General features: G+C 39.0%; 14 protein-coding genes and 4 pseudogenes. 13 read left to right on the top strand and 5 right to left on the bottom strand.

Annotated elements, in window-relative coordinates; genetic code table 11:
* The first annotated feature begins 271 nt into the window (after nucleotides 1–271).
* The 3 genes and pseudogenes from N1I87_RS12730 to N1I87_RS12720 all read left to right on the top strand — a co-directional run bounded on the left by N1I87_RS12730 (nucleotide 272) and on the right by N1I87_RS12720 (nucleotide 1,602).
* Nucleotides 272–508 (top strand): aldehyde dehydrogenase family protein, encoded by a 237-nt coding sequence (locus N1I87_RS12730; RefSeq protein WP_341102090.1) that lies wholly within the window; start codon nucleotides 272–274, stop codon nucleotides 506–508.
* 22 nt (nucleotides 509–530) lie between these two features.
* Nucleotides 531–1,424 (top strand): annotated as a pseudogene (locus N1I87_RS12725) (aldehyde dehydrogenase family protein).
* Nucleotides 1,363–1,602 (top strand): oxidoreductase, encoded by a 240-nt coding sequence (locus N1I87_RS12720; RefSeq protein ID WP_244878044.1) that lies wholly within the window; start codon nucleotides 1,363–1,365, stop codon nucleotides 1,600–1,602. Before N1I87_RS12725 ends, N1I87_RS12720 begins: the two are co-directional and overlap by 62 nt.
* Before the next feature lie 126 nt (nucleotides 1,603–1,728).
* Here N1I87_RS12720 and N1I87_RS12715 read toward each other — a convergent pair whose 3' ends face one another.
* Together N1I87_RS12715 and N1I87_RS18095 are read right to left on the bottom strand one after the other, a co-directional pair.
* On the bottom strand, nucleotides 1,729–3,261 hold the full coding sequence (locus N1I87_RS12715) for a glycine betaine uptake BCCT transporter (protein ID WP_341102087.1): 1,533 nt from the start codon (nucleotides 3,259–3,261) through the stop codon (nucleotides 1,729–1,731).
* 615 nt (nucleotides 3,262–3,876) lie between these two features.
* Entirely contained in the window at nucleotides 3,877–4,176 is a 300-nt protein-coding gene (locus N1I87_RS18095) for a DinB family protein (protein ID WP_445285696.1), read from the bottom strand.
* A gap of 24 nt (nucleotides 4,177–4,200) precedes the next feature.
* Between N1I87_RS18095 and tnpA the strand changes: the two genes are divergently transcribed.
* From tnpA to tnpC, 3 genes are all read left to right on the top strand, one after another.
* The gene (gene tnpA / locus N1I87_RS12710) at nucleotides 4,201–4,521 is read left to right on the top strand and encodes an IS66 family insertion sequence element accessory protein TnpA (protein WP_003352856.1); all 321 of its coding nucleotides are present in this window, start codon (nucleotides 4,201–4,203) and stop codon (nucleotides 4,519–4,521) included.
* On the top strand, nucleotides 4,515–4,871 hold the full coding sequence (gene tnpB, locus N1I87_RS12705) for an IS66 family insertion sequence element accessory protein TnpB (protein ID WP_003352857.1): 357 nt from the start codon (nucleotides 4,515–4,517) through the stop codon (nucleotides 4,869–4,871). Before tnpA ends, tnpB begins: the two co-directional genes overlap by 7 nt.
* Before the next feature lie 61 nt (nucleotides 4,872–4,932).
* Entirely contained in the window at nucleotides 4,933–6,510 is a 1,578-nt protein-coding gene (gene tnpC / locus N1I87_RS12700) for an IS66 family transposase (protein ID WP_048623352.1), read from the top strand.
* A gap of 44 nt (nucleotides 6,511–6,554) precedes the next feature.
* Here tnpC and N1I87_RS12695 read toward each other — a convergent pair whose 3' ends face one another.
* Nucleotides 6,555–6,857: a DinB family protein gene (locus N1I87_RS12695; protein ID WP_341102084.1), complete on the bottom strand. Its 303-nt coding sequence runs from the start codon at nucleotides 6,855–6,857 to the stop codon at nucleotides 6,555–6,557.
* A gap of 154 nt (nucleotides 6,858–7,011) precedes the next feature.
* Here N1I87_RS12695 and N1I87_RS12690 point away from each other — a divergent pair, with 154 nt between their 5' ends.
* Nucleotides 7,012–8,055, top strand: a complete 1,044-nt coding sequence (locus N1I87_RS12690; RefSeq protein WP_048622401.1) for an IS30 family transposase — start codon at nucleotides 7,012–7,014, stop codon at nucleotides 8,053–8,055.
* A 575-nt stretch (nucleotides 8,056–8,630) separates the two neighbouring features.
* Here N1I87_RS12690 and N1I87_RS12685 read toward each other — a convergent pair.
* Together N1I87_RS12685 and N1I87_RS12680 are read right to left on the bottom strand one after the other, a co-directional pair.
* Nucleotides 8,631–9,083 carry a DinB family protein gene (locus N1I87_RS12685; protein ID WP_341102082.1) on the bottom strand — a complete coding sequence of 151 codons (453 nt, stop codon included), beginning with the start codon at nucleotides 9,081–9,083 and terminating at the stop codon, nucleotides 8,631–8,633.
* Nucleotides 9,084–9,198: 115 nt separating this feature from the next.
* Entirely contained in the window at nucleotides 9,199–10,377 is a 1,179-nt protein-coding gene (locus N1I87_RS12680) for a CaiB/BaiF CoA transferase family protein (protein WP_341102079.1), read from the bottom strand.
* An 825-nt stretch (nucleotides 10,378–11,202) separates the two neighbouring features.
* On the opposite strand from N1I87_RS12680, the gene N1I87_RS12675 reads away from it, so the two are divergent.
* The 6 genes and pseudogenes from N1I87_RS12675 to N1I87_RS12650 all read left to right on the top strand — a co-directional run bounded on the left by N1I87_RS12675 (nucleotide 11,203) and on the right by N1I87_RS12650 (nucleotide 16,792).
* Nucleotides 11,203–12,204, top strand: coding sequence for an MFS transporter (locus N1I87_RS12675; protein WP_341102077.1), 1,002 nt, complete (start codon nucleotides 11,203–11,205; stop codon nucleotides 12,202–12,204).
* Between the two features lie 124 nt (nucleotides 12,205–12,328).
* Nucleotides 12,329–12,985, top strand: a pseudogene (locus N1I87_RS12670) (ROK family protein); the annotation flags it as partial.
* A gap of 106 nt (nucleotides 12,986–13,091) precedes the next feature.
* Nucleotides 13,092–13,970 carry an IS982-like element ISGsp1 family transposase gene (locus tag N1I87_RS12665; protein WP_011231214.1) on the top strand — a complete coding sequence of 293 codons (879 nt, stop codon included), beginning with the start codon at nucleotides 13,092–13,094 and terminating at the stop codon, nucleotides 13,968–13,970.
* A gap of 21 nt (nucleotides 13,971–13,991) precedes the next feature.
* Nucleotides 13,992–14,225, top strand: a pseudogene (locus N1I87_RS12660) (ROK family protein); the annotation flags it as partial.
* 18 nt (nucleotides 14,226–14,243) lie between these two features.
* Nucleotides 14,244–15,191, top strand: a complete 948-nt coding sequence (gene manA, locus N1I87_RS12655) for a mannose-6-phosphate isomerase, class I (RefSeq protein WP_341103386.1) — start codon at nucleotides 14,244–14,246, stop codon at nucleotides 15,189–15,191.
* 966 nt (nucleotides 15,192–16,157) lie between these two features.
* Nucleotides 16,158–16,792 (top strand): annotated as a pseudogene (locus tag N1I87_RS12650) (FMN-dependent NADH-azoreductase).
* The last annotated feature ends 53 nt before the right edge of the window (nucleotides 16,793–16,845 follow it).

Below are 16,845 nucleotides of genomic sequence, written 5' to 3'. Positions count from 1 at the left end.
CTTTTACTTATAACAATGGGAGGGTTTCAATAGATAAAAATAAAACATTTCCAAGAAAGCCTCTGAGGTATAAGGCTTCTTCCTTTGATAATAAGAAAAGCTGGTGTATAATGAGTGTCACCTAAGTTAGGAATATTGTGATTTTAACCAATATTCCTACTAGCACAAACTCAACATAGAAACACACCGAAAGGAAGATAGGACATGTATGAACAATGGAATAAACAATTTATAAATGGTCAATGGAGAGAGGGAAAAGGTAAAACCGTTTATGCAGATAAAAATCCATATAACTGAAGAAACCCTAGTTGAGATTCGATTGGCTAGTGTTGAGGATATTGATGAAGCTTATCGTTCGGCTCAAAAAGCGCAACAAGAATGGAAACAGGTCAATGCTTACCAAAAGGTAGCCATCATGAAGAAAGCGATAGAATTGGTGAAAGAACGAAGAGAAGAATTGGTGAAAATTTTAGTGGAAGAAAACGGCCCATACAAAAGCGAATATTGAAATTGATGCAGCAATCGGCATTATGAAAGAAGCCGCAATATTTCCTCTTCGTATGCAGGGAAAAATCATGCCCTCTGTGATTCCGGGAAAAGAAAATCGAATTTATCTCGACCCTGCAGGAGTGGTAGGGATTATTAGTCCTTTTAACTTTCCGTTTCATTTAACCATGCGCTCTCTTGCTCCAGTCTTGGCAGCAGGGAATGGCGTTGTGCTAAAGCCGGATTTGCAAACGATGATTTCTGGCGGATTGTTTATAGGCAAATTTTTTGAGGATGCAGGAATTCCGAAAGGGTTGCTCAATATCGCTGTTTGTAGTTCTTCAGAAATTAAAGATGCTTTTGTCGAACATCCTATCCCTCAGATTATTTCGTTTACAGGTTCCACACGTGTGGGACGCCATATTGGGGAACTTTGCGGAAGACATCTTAAACGTGTGGCATTGGAACTGGGCTGAAATGACGCCATGATTGTACTGAAAGATGCGGATGTTGAAAGAGCTGCTAGTTCTGCGGCATTTGGCAAATTTCTAAACAGTGGACAAATATGTATGGCCTTGAATCGGATCATTGTCGAACGCCCGGTATATGATGCATTTATAAAAGCTTTTGTGGATAAAGCCTCTCAAATTAAATATGGAGACCCAAGAAAGAAAGATGTAGTGGTAGGTCCACTTATTAACCATAAACAAGTAGAGGTGATCCAAAATTTAATTGACCAAAGCATTGAACAAGGGGCACGATACGCTTTACGAGGAAAAGTTGAGGGGAATGTCATTGCTCCTACAATCCTTTCAGATGTGGCATGGACCCCTGCATTTTCTGATGGAGAAGGAAAAGAAAATGGTGGTCCTACCCTTGCTGGCATTAGCAAAGAAATATGGCCAATTGCCTGTAATGGCCAATGGGAATCTTCATGATCCTGAAAAAACAAATGAAATGATCGAAAAAGGAGAAGCGGATGTCGTTACCATTGGTCGTGATGCCCTTGCAAATAGTGATTGGGTGAACAAAGTGAAAAACGGTGAAACGTTGAAAGAATTTGTACCAGAAAAATTTTTACACCCAAATGCCAAAATAAAGGATTTTGAAACCTAATATGATCATTGGCCGGAAAATAGTATAAAAGAATCAAAAAGGAAACTGGGGTAGGAAACCCAGCTTCCTTATTATCTGAATTGACCAGGGTTCCTTAAACAGATAGGAACGATAATCGGAAAAAATTTAAGAGGTTTTTTGTTTTGGTGTTTCAACCGAATTTTGATACTGTTTTTTTTCTTTTATTGTAGAATATTCCTGACGAAAAGATTTGACTAGTCCATAACACATAAACAGAAGAATAATCGCTAGCGGTAAAGCACTCACAATAATGGCGGCCTGCATACCAACTAGACCCCCTGTCCATAGTAAAATTGCAGAAACTGCAGCTAAAATGATTCCCCAAGTAAATGTAACGAGGAAAGGAGGGTTTAAACTTCCATTCGTCGTTTGCATTCCAAGAACAAATGTAGCGGAATCAGCGGATGTAACAAAAAAGATCATAATTAGAATGACTGAAAGGACGGAAAGAAGTCCTCCAAAAGGCATTTGTTGTAATACAAAAAATAAAGAAGTTTCTAAACTTTGTTTTGCAACATCTAATCCTTTTATAAAATCATAGTAAATGCCAGTTCCACCCATTACTCCAAACCATAGTGAACAAACCAAACTTGGGACGATTAATACGCCAATAATAAATTCACGAACCGTACGTCCTTTGGATACACGAGCAATAAAAGTTCCAACGAATGGCGTCCATGAAATCCACCAAGCCCAGTAAAAAATTGTCCAGTCTTTTACCCATTGATTGTGTTGTGAATTAAATGGTGCAAAACGCAATCCCATGCTTGGCAGATTTTGAAGATATGCACCGAAAGTTGTGGTGAATAACTCTATTAAATATTGTGACGGGCCTATGAATAGGATAGATAGAAACAAGATAACTGCCAAGATCATATTTATGTTGCTTAAATATTTAATTCCCTTTGAAACTCCTGTCGCTGCAGAGGTTATAAAAAGGAAAGTTGTGATCATAATAATAATCAATTGAACTTTAAAGTTAATAGGTAATCCAAGTAAATAGTGCAATCCACTATTGATTTGTGCTGCCCCTAACCCTAAAGATGCAGCAACACCAAATACAGTAGCAAATACTGACACAATATCCACTATATATCCAATTGGACCGTTGACTTTATTGCCAAGTAGAGGATATAAAGTTGCACTCATTAAACCGGGAGAATTTTTTCGGAATTTATAATAAGCCAAGGCAAGCGCTACGACTGCATAGATGGCCCATGCATGAAAACCCCAGTGCAGATACGTATATTGTAAGCCTATTTTTGCAGATTCAGTTGTTTGAGATTTTCCAAATGGAGGATTTGCATAATGTGAGATGGGCTCTGACACTCCATAAAATATAAGTCCAATTCCCATTCCAGCACCAAATAACATAGCAAACCATGAGGGAGTACTAAATTCAGGTTTTTCGTCTTGTTTTCCAAGTTTAATATTTCCAAAACGACTAAAAGCTAGGAGTAAAGAAAAAATTAAAAAGAAAGTAGTCGTATATTCATAGAACCAGCCAAAACGGTCAAGTAAATAACTTTGTACTGTTGTCATCACACGTATTAAATTGTCTGGAGTGACGACTCCCCAAAGGACAAAAAAAACTCCAATGATCAGCGAAATCCAAAAAATGTTTGTTGTTTTCTTCACGATCTTCCCCCTTTAAAAAATTCAAAATGAAATAAGACAAAATAAAAGTTATTGTTTATTTTTAACATCACCCCTTTATTATTGTAAACATACTTTCTATCATATTTCAAATCTACTTGGCTGTTTAACAATATACTAAACGGCAAATAAGAGAATTCGTTCGACTGAATATATATATCACCACGCTTCTTGACAGGGACTTCTATGGCCATGATTTTGTGGAAAAAGAGAAAATTACATCATTTTGCAGGAAAGCGGCTGTCATGACCACCACTCCGTATCAAGTTATAGTTATAGAGATGTAGGATGTAATGGCCAAAACTGTACATTTTTCGTTTGCCATAAACTTATCAAACACACGTAAGTCATGAGGAAGAAAAACTGTATAGTTTATTTCTCTTTTATTCGTATTTGCCCATGAAAATTAAAGCGTCTGAAACACTATCAAGTTATGTACATGGCCAATCCATCTTGTTGATAGGAACCAATCACTTTAATTTTATAAAGGAAAAAATCAACCAAAGAGAAAAAGAACCCTATTTTCAACAGGGTTCTAGGAAGATAAAGTATGATGAATAATTTTTTCAAGAATAAGGGATAAAAGCATACTAATATTCATTTTTTCCAATCCATTCTATCCAGTAAAGAAGTTATATGAGCCAGATGATGTTTCGAATGCCAAGCATATAATGCAAGGGCTTGGTTTAAATCCATTTTTCCATTTTCTGGATGTATAAAACAACGTGAGAAATCTTTTTCATCCATCGAGAGAAGCAAATCAACCCAGCGGCTATGTACGGCTTTCAGCAAGGTGATGGAAACAGTAGGATCTGTTTGCAAACTGTCAGGAAGTTCGTAAGCGTCAAATCTTGGACACCTTCTTGATGTGCTAATTTCATGAGATAATCTCCTCAAGATGAAATTGAAGGAGGTTTTTTTATGCCTAAGAATCCTGAATTACGAAAGGTTTGGGAACAACGAATCGCTGACTATCGTAAAAGCGGTCAAACTCAAGTAAACTGGTGCAAGGAAAATCAATGGAGTATTCACCAGTTTAAATACTGGTTAAGAAAAATTGAAAATCCAATAAAAAATCAAGGAAAGTCTACAAAATGGGCATCCGTTACCCTAGAAGATCATTCACAAACAGTTGAAAATTCATTACGGATTGAAATTAGTGGGATTTCAATTGAAGTAAAACCTGGTTTCGATCCGGCCTTTCTTTCAGAAGTGGTTAGGACGTTGAAATCAACATGTTAGTTGGTACAAGAGCTGAACGAGTTTACTTGGCAAAAGGAAGTACTGATTTGAGAAAATCCATTGATGGATTAGCTGCTTTGGTGAAAGAGGGATTTGATTTAGATCCCTTTTCATCAAGCTATTTTGTGTTCTGTAATCGAAAGCGAGATAAATTAAAAATTCTTCACTGGGACTATAATGGTTTTTGGCTTTATTATCGTCGATTGGAAAAAGGAAAATTTCAATGGCCAAATGAAAATGACACTGGAACGATACAAATTAGTTATCGGCAATTACGCTGGTTATTGGATGGTCTTGCAATGGAGCAAAAGAAAGCACACCCAGAAGTAAAGGCTAGAACAGTTATATGAATTTTTTACTTTTAACAAAAACCTTGGAGGAAAATAGCTAAAACCGTCGAATTATTACTACATGATGAAAAATTTAAAGAATCCTACCCAAAACCCATTTGAATTAATTGAAAAACTTCAACAGCAAATCGTTGAATTGACGGCGAAATTACGATGGTATGAAGAACAGTATCGTCTTAGTCAAAAACGAAAATTTGGCTCTTCAAGCGAAAAAACAAATCCTAATCAATTAGAACTACCTTTATTCAATGAAGCAGAGGTAGAGTCTAATGTAAAAGCCGAAGAGCCAACTGTTGAAACAATTACATATCGTCGTAAAAAGAAACGTGGTCAACGTCAAGCTACGTTTGAAAACCTGCCTATGGAAACGATTGAATATCGTTTACCCGAAGAAGAGCAGGTCTGTTCGTGTTGCGGTGAAAAAACACACGAAATGAGCACAGAAGTACGACAAGAATTAGTGATTATTCCGGCTCAAGTCAAAGTTTTAAAACACGTTCGATATGTCTATGGATGCCGTCATTGTGAGCGTAATGAAATAGAGACACCAATCGTTACAGCACCTGCCCCAAAATCTGTGTATCCAAAAAGTTTAGCTTCACCGTCAAGCATGGCATATATTATGAATCAAAAATATGTAGAGGGGCTACCTCTATATCGCCAAGAACAACAGTTCAAACGATTAGGTGTGATCTTATCCAGGCAAACCATGGCCAATTGGATGCTTTATGGTGCCGAAAAATGGCTTGCGCCAATTTATCAACGAATGAAAGAGCATCTCCTCTCTAAAGACATTCTACATGCGGATGAAACAACTGTTCAGGTTTTACATGAACCTGGAAGGTCAAGTACATCGAAATCTTACATGTGGCTTTATCGGACTGGAAGAGAGGATCCACCACTTGTCCTTTATGACTATCAGGAAACTAGAGCAGGAGAACATGCCAAAGAATTCCTAAAAGGGTTTAAAGGATACCTGCATGTCGATGGATATGCAGGATACCATAAGGTATCCGGCGTAACATTAGTTGGATGTTGGGCTCATGCCCGCAGAAAGTTCGATGAGGCTTTAAACGTACTTCCTGAATCCAAACGTCATTCAGCAGTCACAGTTCGGGAAGGACTCAATTTCTGTAATCAGCTATTTGCCATCGAGCGTGATTTGAAAGAATGTACACCAGAAGAACGATATAAAAAACGACTTAAACACAGCCAACCATTGTTGGAGGCTTTTTCAGCATGGCTAAAAACAGAGAAAAGCAATGTTTTACCAAAGAGTCTATTAGGTCAAGCCATTACATACTGCCTCAACCAATGGGAAAAACTCGTGGCATTTTTAGAGGATGGACGTTTAGAAATCGATAATAATCGAAGTGAACGATCCATTAAACCATTTGTGATCGGTAGGAAGAACTGGATTTTTAGCAATACTCCGAAAGGAGCTAAGGCCAGCTCAATCATTTACAGTATTGTGGAGACAGCAAAAGAGAATAAATTAAATCCATTTTATTATCTTCGCTACTTATTTGAAAGGCTTCCCAATATGGATATAAGCAATATGGATGAGCTTGATCAACTACTTCCTTGGTCCAAAACAATTCCTTTGAATTGTCGGGTTTTTAATAACTTATCACAATAATAGTATTTAATCCCTATCATTAAAAGGTGGGGATTATTTTACGCTTACGGAAGTTCTGCCCACTTTTTTTCGTTAAAAGGCTTAATCGTTGGTTGATCTTCTGTTAAAGCGAATTTAAACCGAGTATATGCGTTTATATTGGAGTCTGCTAGATGATGGATGACTTGCCGCACTGTCCAACCGCCGTCCCGATAAGGAGTATTTAATTGCTCAGGATTTAAATCTTTGACAGTTTGGTTCAAGACGTTTGGAAATTCTTTTAATTCTTGAATAAAATGCTTTCTTATTTCTTGATCGAAATGTTGCGGCAATTCAAATCGTCCGATCGGATATCGTAAATTTTCCATTTTGGATCCTCCATTTCTTAATTTTTTAAAATATAAAAAATAATATCATGGCTAGTTGTATAATCAAATGCAACAAGCATAAAAAATGAAAAACCATAGATAAACCACGTATGATTAAGTCGACTAAAACAATATCGATACGGAGGATTTATCTATGGCAATTACTAATTCTACCATAGGAGCTCGGCATTTCAAACACTTAACGGCTTATGACCGTGGGAAAATTGCGGCCTTACACGCTGCTGGTAAGACTCAACAGGAGATTGCAGATTATGTTGGTTGTCACAAAAGCACCATCTCCCGTGAGTTAAGAAGAGGTACAGTGCCACAAAGAAAAAGCAACGGGAAAATTGTTCATGTCTATTTTCCAGACACAGGTCAACTTCTCTATGAGAGAAACAGGAAAGCCTGTGGCCGCAAGCTAAAACTAGACGATGCCATCGAGTTTATTAAGTATGCCGAAACTCAGATCCTTGATAAGAAATGGTCTCCTGATGCGGTATGTGGGAGAGCCAAACGTGATGGGAAATTCAAAGACAAAATGGTTTGCACCAAGACCCTTTATAACTATATTGATCTAGGACTTATAGGCGTTAAAAACATTGACCTACCTATGAAAATTACCCTGAACACCAAGAAAAAACGTAACCGGAAGAATAAGAAGATCTTAGGACGCAGTATCGATGAGCGACCAATTGAAGTCAATGAACGCCAAGAGTTTGGTCACTGGGAAATTGATACGGTTATAGGCAAGAAGACTAAAGATCAGGCCTTATTGACTCTTACTGAGCGCAAAACCCGTAAAGAAATAATTTTGAGAGTGACAGCCAAGGATAGTCTATCCGTTTCAGAAGTCATATCTCAGTTGAAAGTGTCTTATGGTAATCGGTTCTCTAAAGTGTTTAAAACCATTACGGCTGATAACGGTTCTGAATTTGCTGACCTCGGCCTTAGTGTTGAAAAAGATCTAACAGAGGTTTATTTTACACACCCTTACACATCCTGTGAACGAGGAACCAACGAGCGTCATAATGGCCTTATTAGGCGCTTCATACCAAAGGGGAGACCCATTTCCTCTGTGGCAGACGAAACCATTACCTATGTTGAAAATTGGTGTAACCATCTTCCAAGGAAGATCCTCAATTATCGTACACCTGAGGAGTGTTTCCAAATAGAGTTAGCTGGCTTAGCTTCTTAACCTTAAGCCAGCTAACCCAAAGGGTTGGTTTTTAGCAACTTGACAAAGAGCCTCTGCGGGCATGGCTACCAGCCATGAAGCCAGGTATACGGTACTGGCTGGGCCAACCAGGCTACCATGCCCACCACTCCACGTCAAGTCGCGCAGAGTGTCCCGATTCTACTTAATCATGGGTTATCTGGTCTTTCAATACTTGTTGCATTTAATATTGCAATTTAAGAAAATAATATCATAAACAAAAAAATAACCCACCATCATTTCTATTAAATAGTCATGATCAAAAGAGATAAAATGATAATCAAATGAATCTCTGCTTTCCCGAATTGGATGAAATAAACGGATCTATCCCGCTATTAGGAGCAGAAGATAAAAGCATGCTTGGAAATGATTCGAAAGTCAACAGGGTTCTAGGCAAAGATATGGTGACGGAAATCCGAACCGAAATTGGGCTAATCCGTATTATTGCAGAGTGAATCACGTGGCAAATAACTTGTCACTATAATAATGAGGGGCTGACTCTACATCGAAAAAGGAGATGTTTAGTCAGCCCTTTTTTCAACTGTTTTAACCTCGTTTCACAAAAGAGGAAGTTCGGTATGTCCCATTTCACGTACGTACACGAAAAGCTGCCCTTTATGATGAATTTCATGATCCATCGCTGTTTGAAGAAATTGATGGGCAGGGATTTTCATGCCAAAACTTTCCGTAAGGTCAAGGATGCGGTCTAATTCTTCACCTGTAAGCGATTTTAATAAGCTTTTAGTTTTTTCTGTATAGATTTCTGCCATTTTGCGCAAGTCTGATTCGGTTTCCTCGATTTTTTCTTTGAGCACTGCTGGATTGCCGCTCTTTGCGACTTTTGCAAGTTTATAAAATGTCACAAGTATATGTGTAACGAGGTCTTTTGCTGACATGGAGGTCGGCGTTGGTTTATAGTCATAATGTTCCTTTTCGATTTTGTTCACTAGTTCCGCTGTAACGCTGCGATGGGCCAAAAAATATTGAACAAGCTGGCTTGTGCGGTTCACAGTTTAACTCCTCCTTGAGAGAAAGCATATTGCTTCCATGAAAAAGTTTTTTGCAAAAAAATTAGTTTGAAACACATGTAAGCATATTTAAAACACTATTCAACTTTTTTATAAATTAGCCAAAAATTCCTTTATCTTTTAACTTAAGCACTTCTTCTCTCGTATAACCTAACTCTTCTAATACTTCCTCTGTATGTTCTCCTAATAGACTCCCTACATGTTTATATTGAGCTTTTCCAGCTGAAAATTTGATCGGGCATGCGATTTGCTTTTGAGTCGTTCCATCCTTTTTAGGAACTTCTACGATCATTTCTCGCGCTTTCAATTGGGGATGTTCACTTGCTTCAGAAAAGGTAAGGACTGGTTCTACGCATGCTTGAAAGTCGTAGAAAATATCACACCATTCGTTAAACGTTTTTTGTTGAAATGTCTTTTGAACCTCTTCTTTGAAAACATGAATGTCTTCTAGATTTTCGCTCATTGCAAGATGGATTAAATCAGGTCTCCCAATCCCTTCACATAATGCTTTCCGAAACGGTGGTTCAAGACTCCCAACTGAAAAATAGCGGCCATCTTTTGTTTCATAATAATCATAAAAAGTCCCACCATTTAACAGCATTGATTCTGGTTTTATTTCCACACCTCCTGCCAAAACTCCTGAACCATAAATGGCATTTAAGGCGAATGCAGCAGCCGTCATACTTATATCCAGCCATTGACCTTCCCCGGTTTTTTCTCGATAGTAAACGGCTGCTAAAATGGCAATGACGGCATGCAGCGACCCGCCCGCAACATCCGCTACTTGTATACCTGAAGCAATTGGTTTTTCTCCATTTCTTCTCATACCGTCGGCTACACCTGATAGAGATAGATAATTGTTGTCATGTCCAGGACGATCTTTGTAAGGGCCTGATTGCCCAAATCCTGTAATGGAACAATAAATGATTCGGGGATTGATTTTCTTTAAAGCTTCATATCCAACACCTAACCGATCCATCACACCTGGCCTGAATTGTTCAATGATAATGTCATATTCTTTCACTAGGCGCTTTACTATCTCCACAGCTTCTTGCTTTTTTAAATCCAGTGCGATCGAGCGCTTCGAACGATTTAAATAACAGTGAGATGTTGATTGTTCACCATCCATTGGAGGAAATTGCCTTATCAAATCATGCCTTGTTGGAGACTCGACTCGCAACACATCAGCCCCTAAATCTGCTAACATCATGGATGCATAGAGTCCAGGCAGTAGACTTGAAAAATCTAGTATTTTTAAATCATGCAAAAGAGTCATTCTAACACCAACTTTTTGAATATTTCATTATAATGATCTTAAAACTGAAGACGGTAAGTGAAAAAACTTCTTCCAAAAGACCCTCTTTTGTATGTAAATATTTTACTTTAAAGGAAAATCATATAGAACCCCTTTTCATATGATAATTCGTTTGTTTTTCTGACGAATAAGAATGATCAATGGAATGGCTCCAGCTGGTTGAATAAGAAGAAAACAACAAATAGGAATCGCGATAGATCCTATAATTTGGGAAACGAATGTATTCATCTTGAAGGTAGATGGTCAAACGGTTCTTATTCCATCAAAGACTCTTGATACAACAGTAGAGTGTAGTGCTTTTCACTGATGTTTGGGATTAAGAATGGCGACAATCTTCCTACGGTAGCTATGTAGTAGTACTAAACAAAATTCTATTGAAAGAGGGAGCGAAGTGAATCAACTTTCATCGTTCCGGTTGCTTTGGATTAGCCAATCCATTGCTAACTTGGGAGATTCATTGTATATCTTAGCTATAGTAACTTTCATTTATAATAGTACGGGTTCAGCTGCCTTTGCAGGACAGTTTCCTATTTTGCGAGTATGTCTAAAAGGAGATTTCATTGCATGTCATCTATTTTTAAATCCTTTTCCACAGAATTGAAATTTTATTTGATGATGAATACCTTTTTTACCTTTGGTACTTCGTTATCGGGTGTATTTCAAAATGTCTTTCTGTGGAAAATGGATAAAACTTATTCATTATTGGCCTATTATAGTTTGTATTGGTCCGTTATGATCATTATCTGTTTTGGGCTTTGTGCATGGCTGGCCAGGAAGACAAACCCGATGTTTACAATGAGACTGGGGTTTATTGGTTACCTCCTTACCTACCTAATCATGCTTATTTTCCATGAATCATTAAGAGAACATATTATTCTATTAGGTACTACGAATGGCCTGGCCATGAGTCTATACTATGTAGGCGTGCATATGGCCGTTTTGGATTTAACCTCAAATGAAAAGCGGGATACATTTTTATACGTACAGGGGATATTACTTACCATCGGAGGCGTCATTGCACCGCTGCTATCTGGCATTTTAATTTCCCAATTTAAGAGTATGACAGGCTATTATATTGTTTTTATTACTACTTGTGTATTCTTTTTATTGGCCTTTTTAACTTCTTTAAAAGTCAAAGGAAGTCCGGTTACAGCTAAAAGCTATTTTTGGGATGTTATCAAGAATCCATCTCGGGAATGGAAAAAAATGTACAAAGTTATGCTTGCTGATGGAATTGTATCCGGCACTTACTCAACGTTCCTCATTACCATGATGACATTTAAAATAGCTGGGGGCGAACTGAATTTAGGCATTTACAATAGTGCGGCGCAAATTGTATCCATCCTGGCGTTTGTTGCACTTGCCAGGTTTTCCAATTCGGATTATCGGGTTGCTATTTTTGCGATCGGTTCGGTTAGTATCTTATTGAGTTCTGTTTTAATATCAATCCTCCCTGTATTACTAACGTTAGTAATCTTTGCAGTTATCCAACCGGTTGCCATGAACATAATCACTACTTCAATGAATGCTATGATTTATGAAGCGATTGAAAGGGATCCTCAATATAGGGAAAAACGGCTCGATTATATTATCATTCGTGAAATACCTCTTGGCGTGGGAAGAATGTTTGGAATTTTTTTATTCTTGGCGATGCGAAAATACTTTCATATTGATCAGCTTCTGCCAGTTTCGTTTAGTCTTTTTCCGATTGTGTACGTTTTGATGGTTCCAGCTTTATATTTTATTTGGAAAAAACCAAAGCAGGGGACGATGTCTTTTACTCCTTGAATTAGGCAGAATCAATAGGCGCATCTAGTGTTAGAGGGATGATACAGGAGACGTAACAAAATTGTAAAATGTAGCCATCGCAGGTGGTACATTGACACATAAAAAATATCTTTTGGAGGAATGCATGATATTTGGCGGAATTGAAGCAGGCGGGACAAAATTTGTTTGCGCTGTTGGGGATGAAAAGGGAAATATTGCCGAACGGATTCAGATCCCAACGACAGTGCCGGAGGAAACAATCGGAAAGGTAATAGCTTTTTTTAAAAAATATCAACTGGATGCGATTGGGATTGGATCATTCGGCCCAATTGATGTCAATAGGGAGAGTCCAACCTATGGGTACATTAAGTCTACACCAAAAGTAGCGTGGCGTGATTTTCCGTTTGTTGAGGCTATGAAAGAAGCCTTTTCTTTGCCAATTGGTTTTAATACGGATGTCAACGCTGCAGCGTTGGGAGAGGTCACCCGTGGCGCTGCCAAAGGCTTGGACAGTTGCTTATATATTACCGTTGGTACGGGAATTGGCGCCGGAGCCGTAGTACAGGGCAAACTCCTTCAAGGATTGACACATCCGGAAATGGGGCATATCTTGGTAAGACGCCATCCAAATGATACATATCAAGGAAAGTGCCCCTATCACCGTGATTGTTTGGAGGGGCTTGCATCAGGTCCGGCGATTGAAGAGCGCTGGGGAGATAAAGGGATTCATTTAGCGGACAGAGTTGAAGTGTGGGAAATGGAAGGATTCTATCTTGCTCAGGCCTTAATGCAATATATTATCAACCCGTGGTGCTAGATAAAACTCAGACAAGCATAAAAATAGCCCTTGCTGGCGGATCTCCAGTAGAATGAAAGTGTCACCCAACATTCGAAAGGAGAGATCCCCCATGCAAGAGCACTTTCATTTTACTACAGATCCAGCCAAACTTCAAAAACAATATGCCGCTATTTTCTGTTTTGTTTCTGCCCAACTGTCGTTGATTCAAATGTATCTTCATCGCCGCAACCGTCACTTGGTCAAGCAAGAAGACGAAGTGGTCATGGCGGTTCACCTTTTGGGGAAGCTGCTGGGCTTTTCTTCCGAACGAGCCTGGCATCGTTTTGTCACGGGAAATTTGTTCACAAACGGCTCGTTTCTTGAACGCTCCCGATACAACCGCCGCTGCCGAGCGCTTGGTTTCGCCATCAAATGGATCCGTCATGAGCTGGCGAAACGTGGCCAACACCATGCTTATGCGGTCGTCGACAGCTTGCCTCTTCCGTTGTGCCATCCCGCAAGAATGCAGCGCGTCAAGCGGTTTCGAGGGATCGCGGATATGGGGTATTGTGCTTCCAAAAAGCAATGGTACTACGGTTTCAAGCTGCATCTTCAAGTGACCAATCAAGGGCTGGCCATGGGCTATGTCGTGACGGAAGCGTCCTGCCACGACGTCAAAGCCGCTGAAACGGTGATGACTCAAATCCCTCATCCCTACAACTTTGGGGACAAAGGGTACATCAGCCACGCTCTTCGAGAAAAGCTGTACGAAGAACACCAAGCCGCGTTCTGGACACCGTCTCGACACAATCAAAAGCACGGCCCATCCAAGGCATGGGAAGAATGGATCAGGAAAAAACGCAAAGTCATCGAGACGGTGTTTTCGATTCTCGTAGACCAATACCGGATCACCGACATTCGAGCGAATTCCATTGCCGGGTTTGAAGTGGCACTCGATGGCATCTTGTTGGCTTATTCCTTGGTCACACTAGGGCTGGTTGAGCGCTGACACTCAACTAGCACCACGGGTATTATCATTCTTTCTCCAAAGAAGATTATCCTTGGTGGAGGAGTCATGAACCAAAAGACAGTATTTTCTTCAATTTTTAAGTATTTGCCGGAACTTGTTAACCAGTATGTCGTATTACCCGATCTTTCAGATTATATTGTCAGTCCTGGTCTGAGAAATGATGCTGGAATCACGGGAGCGCTTTTGCTTGCACAACAAGCCCTTCAAGAAGAGAAGAAAGTTAGATTAGGCTAATATGATTAGGAGGCAGTTATTTTGCAACCATTGTTTTTAAAACCAGTTTTTAAAGAGAGAATTTGGGGAGGAACTACATTACAAAAAGAATTTGGCTATGCTATTCCTTCCGATCAAACAGGGGAATGTTGGGCAATTTCAGCTCATCCGAATGGTCCCTCTGTCATAGAAAATGGAGATTATGCTGGAATGACTCTGGACAGGCTATGGAGAGAACAACCGGAACTTTTTGGGAATTCAACGGAAAAGGTATTTCCCTTATTAACAAAAATTTTAGATGCGAATAAGGATTTATCGGTACAAGTTCACCCGGATGATACCTATGCGATGGCTAATGAAAATGGAGAACTGGGAAAGACAGAGTGTTGGTATGTGATTGACTGCAAAGAGGATGCCCACATTATTTTCGGCCACAATGCTAAAACGAAGGAAGAATTAAGACAGCAAATAAATGAGGGAAAATGGAATGAGTTACTTCGAAAGGTGAGCATCAAACCTGGTGACTTTTTCTATGTGCCAAGCGGTACCATTCATGCCCTATGTGAAGGGACGCTTGTTTTAGAGACGCAGCAAAGCTCTGACACAACCTATAGGGTGTATGATTATAACCGCAGGGATGCGGCCGGAAACTTGCGGGAGCTGCATTTAGAAAAAGCGATTGATGTGATCAATGTACCGCATCATGATGCTTCGATTATCCCCACAGTGGAGAAAAAAGAGAATGTCGCCATTACCACGTTCGTACAGTCTGACTTTTTCTCGGTTTATAAATGGGACGTTAGGGGAAAAGCTACTTTTTCATTTCCAGATCAATATTTACTTCTTAGTGTAATCAAGGGCGAAGGAAATATTGTTCATAAAGATCAGAAATATGAGCTGAAAAAGGGAACTCATCTTATTATTCCTGTAGGGTTAGGGAGATTTACAATTGAGGGAGATTGTGAATTAGTTGTTTCACATCCATGATTTTTAAGCGCCTGCCGCCGCCAGAGTTTTGTCAATTTGCGCACTATTGTACTTCCCGTCCTTAAAAAGAGAGAAGTGTATTGAATACTTCTCTCCGTCCAACGATATGTCACCCAATGGGGGTCAGGCCCCATGTTCGAACGGCACACCCCATTAGGGTGCTAAACCATTAAATTTTGAATCGCTGGACGGTGGTCTGTAGTCTTTGAGCCAATTGAGACATTGAAGTGGAAGAAGTTATTTCTTCCATCGAAGCTTTATTTATTACAATCCTGCTCTATCTTTTTATTGATACGCCAAATCAAGTATTCGGTTTGAAGTTGTGACCAGATAAATCCGCCAATCATTAACCGAATGTAAAGTTTCTGATCTTATTTTATTTCATGTCGTCTACTCCAAATCATGAAATAAAAAGATGATAGGATCTGGACAACTAATGGTAGGAATAATTTCATCGTTATCACCTGTTTTGTGTTGGTTCGTGGCAACATATTCTGGATGTTTCCATGATGAAATTAGTATTTGTTTAGAGGAAATGGAATATTCCATCAAGTTGTAAGCAATGACATACAAGGGTGGAACTTTTATAAGAGGGGTGATGAGCTTTCTTATAGAGGGGGTCCAAGTGGCAGGTTGAGCCATAGAAATTTCACCAACCTGTAGACAGGAATAAAAAAGATCATTTCGCTTGAATGGATCCATGTGTTGGTTCATTTCTTTAAAGGAAGTAAGCCCCCAAAAGATGCAGGAAGCGTTCATTGTGATAAAAATGTTTTTAATGAATCGTTCTATTCGTTTGATCATTTTTTAAATAAAATTGGTAGACAAAAAAATAAAAGTACGGTATTATAATCTCGAATTAAAGATATTTAATTTAGAGACAATTTCATTGGTATGAAATTGCTGTTATTAAGACAACAATAAAATATCTTTAATTTAATATAAATGAAGAAAGGTGGAACAAAAATGGCAAAAGTTTTATACATTACTGCACATCCATTTGATGAAACAAAATCTTTCAGCATGGCTGCAGGAAAAGCGTTTATCGACACTTATAAAGAAGTAAATCCAAATGATGAAGTTATACACATTGACCTTTACAAAGAAAATATCCCACAAATTGATGCGGATGTATTAAACGGATGGGAAAAACTTCGCTCTGGAAAAAATTTGAAGAACTTTCTGCAGATGAACAAGCAAAAGTGGGACGCCTCGCTGAGTTATGCGACCAATTTGTAGCCGCTGATAAATATGTGTTCGTCACTCCAATGTGGAATTTTTCTTTCCCGCCCGTTATGAAAGCATACATTGATTCGGTTGCAGTAGCTGGAAAAACATTTAAATACACCGAAGAAGGTTCTATCGGTTTGCTAACAGACAAAAAAGCACTACATATCCAAGCACGGGGCGGTATTTATTCAGAAGGCCCTGCAGCCGATATGGAAATGGGTCATCGTTATTTGCAAGCGGTAATGAATTTCTTTGGTGTTCCTTCTTTTGAAGGTTTATTTATTGAAGGACAAAATGCTATGCCTGAAAAAGCGCAAGAAATCAAAGAAAAAGCGATTGCTCGTGCAAAAGATTTAGCTCATACATTCTAATTTCAACCATCAGGCATTTGCTTCCACACCCGATATATGAAAAAACAGGCTGG

The organism is Bacillus sp. FSL W8-0102 (assembly GCF_038007225.1).
Taxonomy (GTDB): domain Bacteria; phylum Bacillota; class Bacilli; order Bacillales; family DSM-4216; genus Bacillus_O; species Bacillus_O smithii.
Note: the sequence above shows the minus strand (reverse complement) of the source record. Positions and strands in the feature narration are given on the sequence as shown.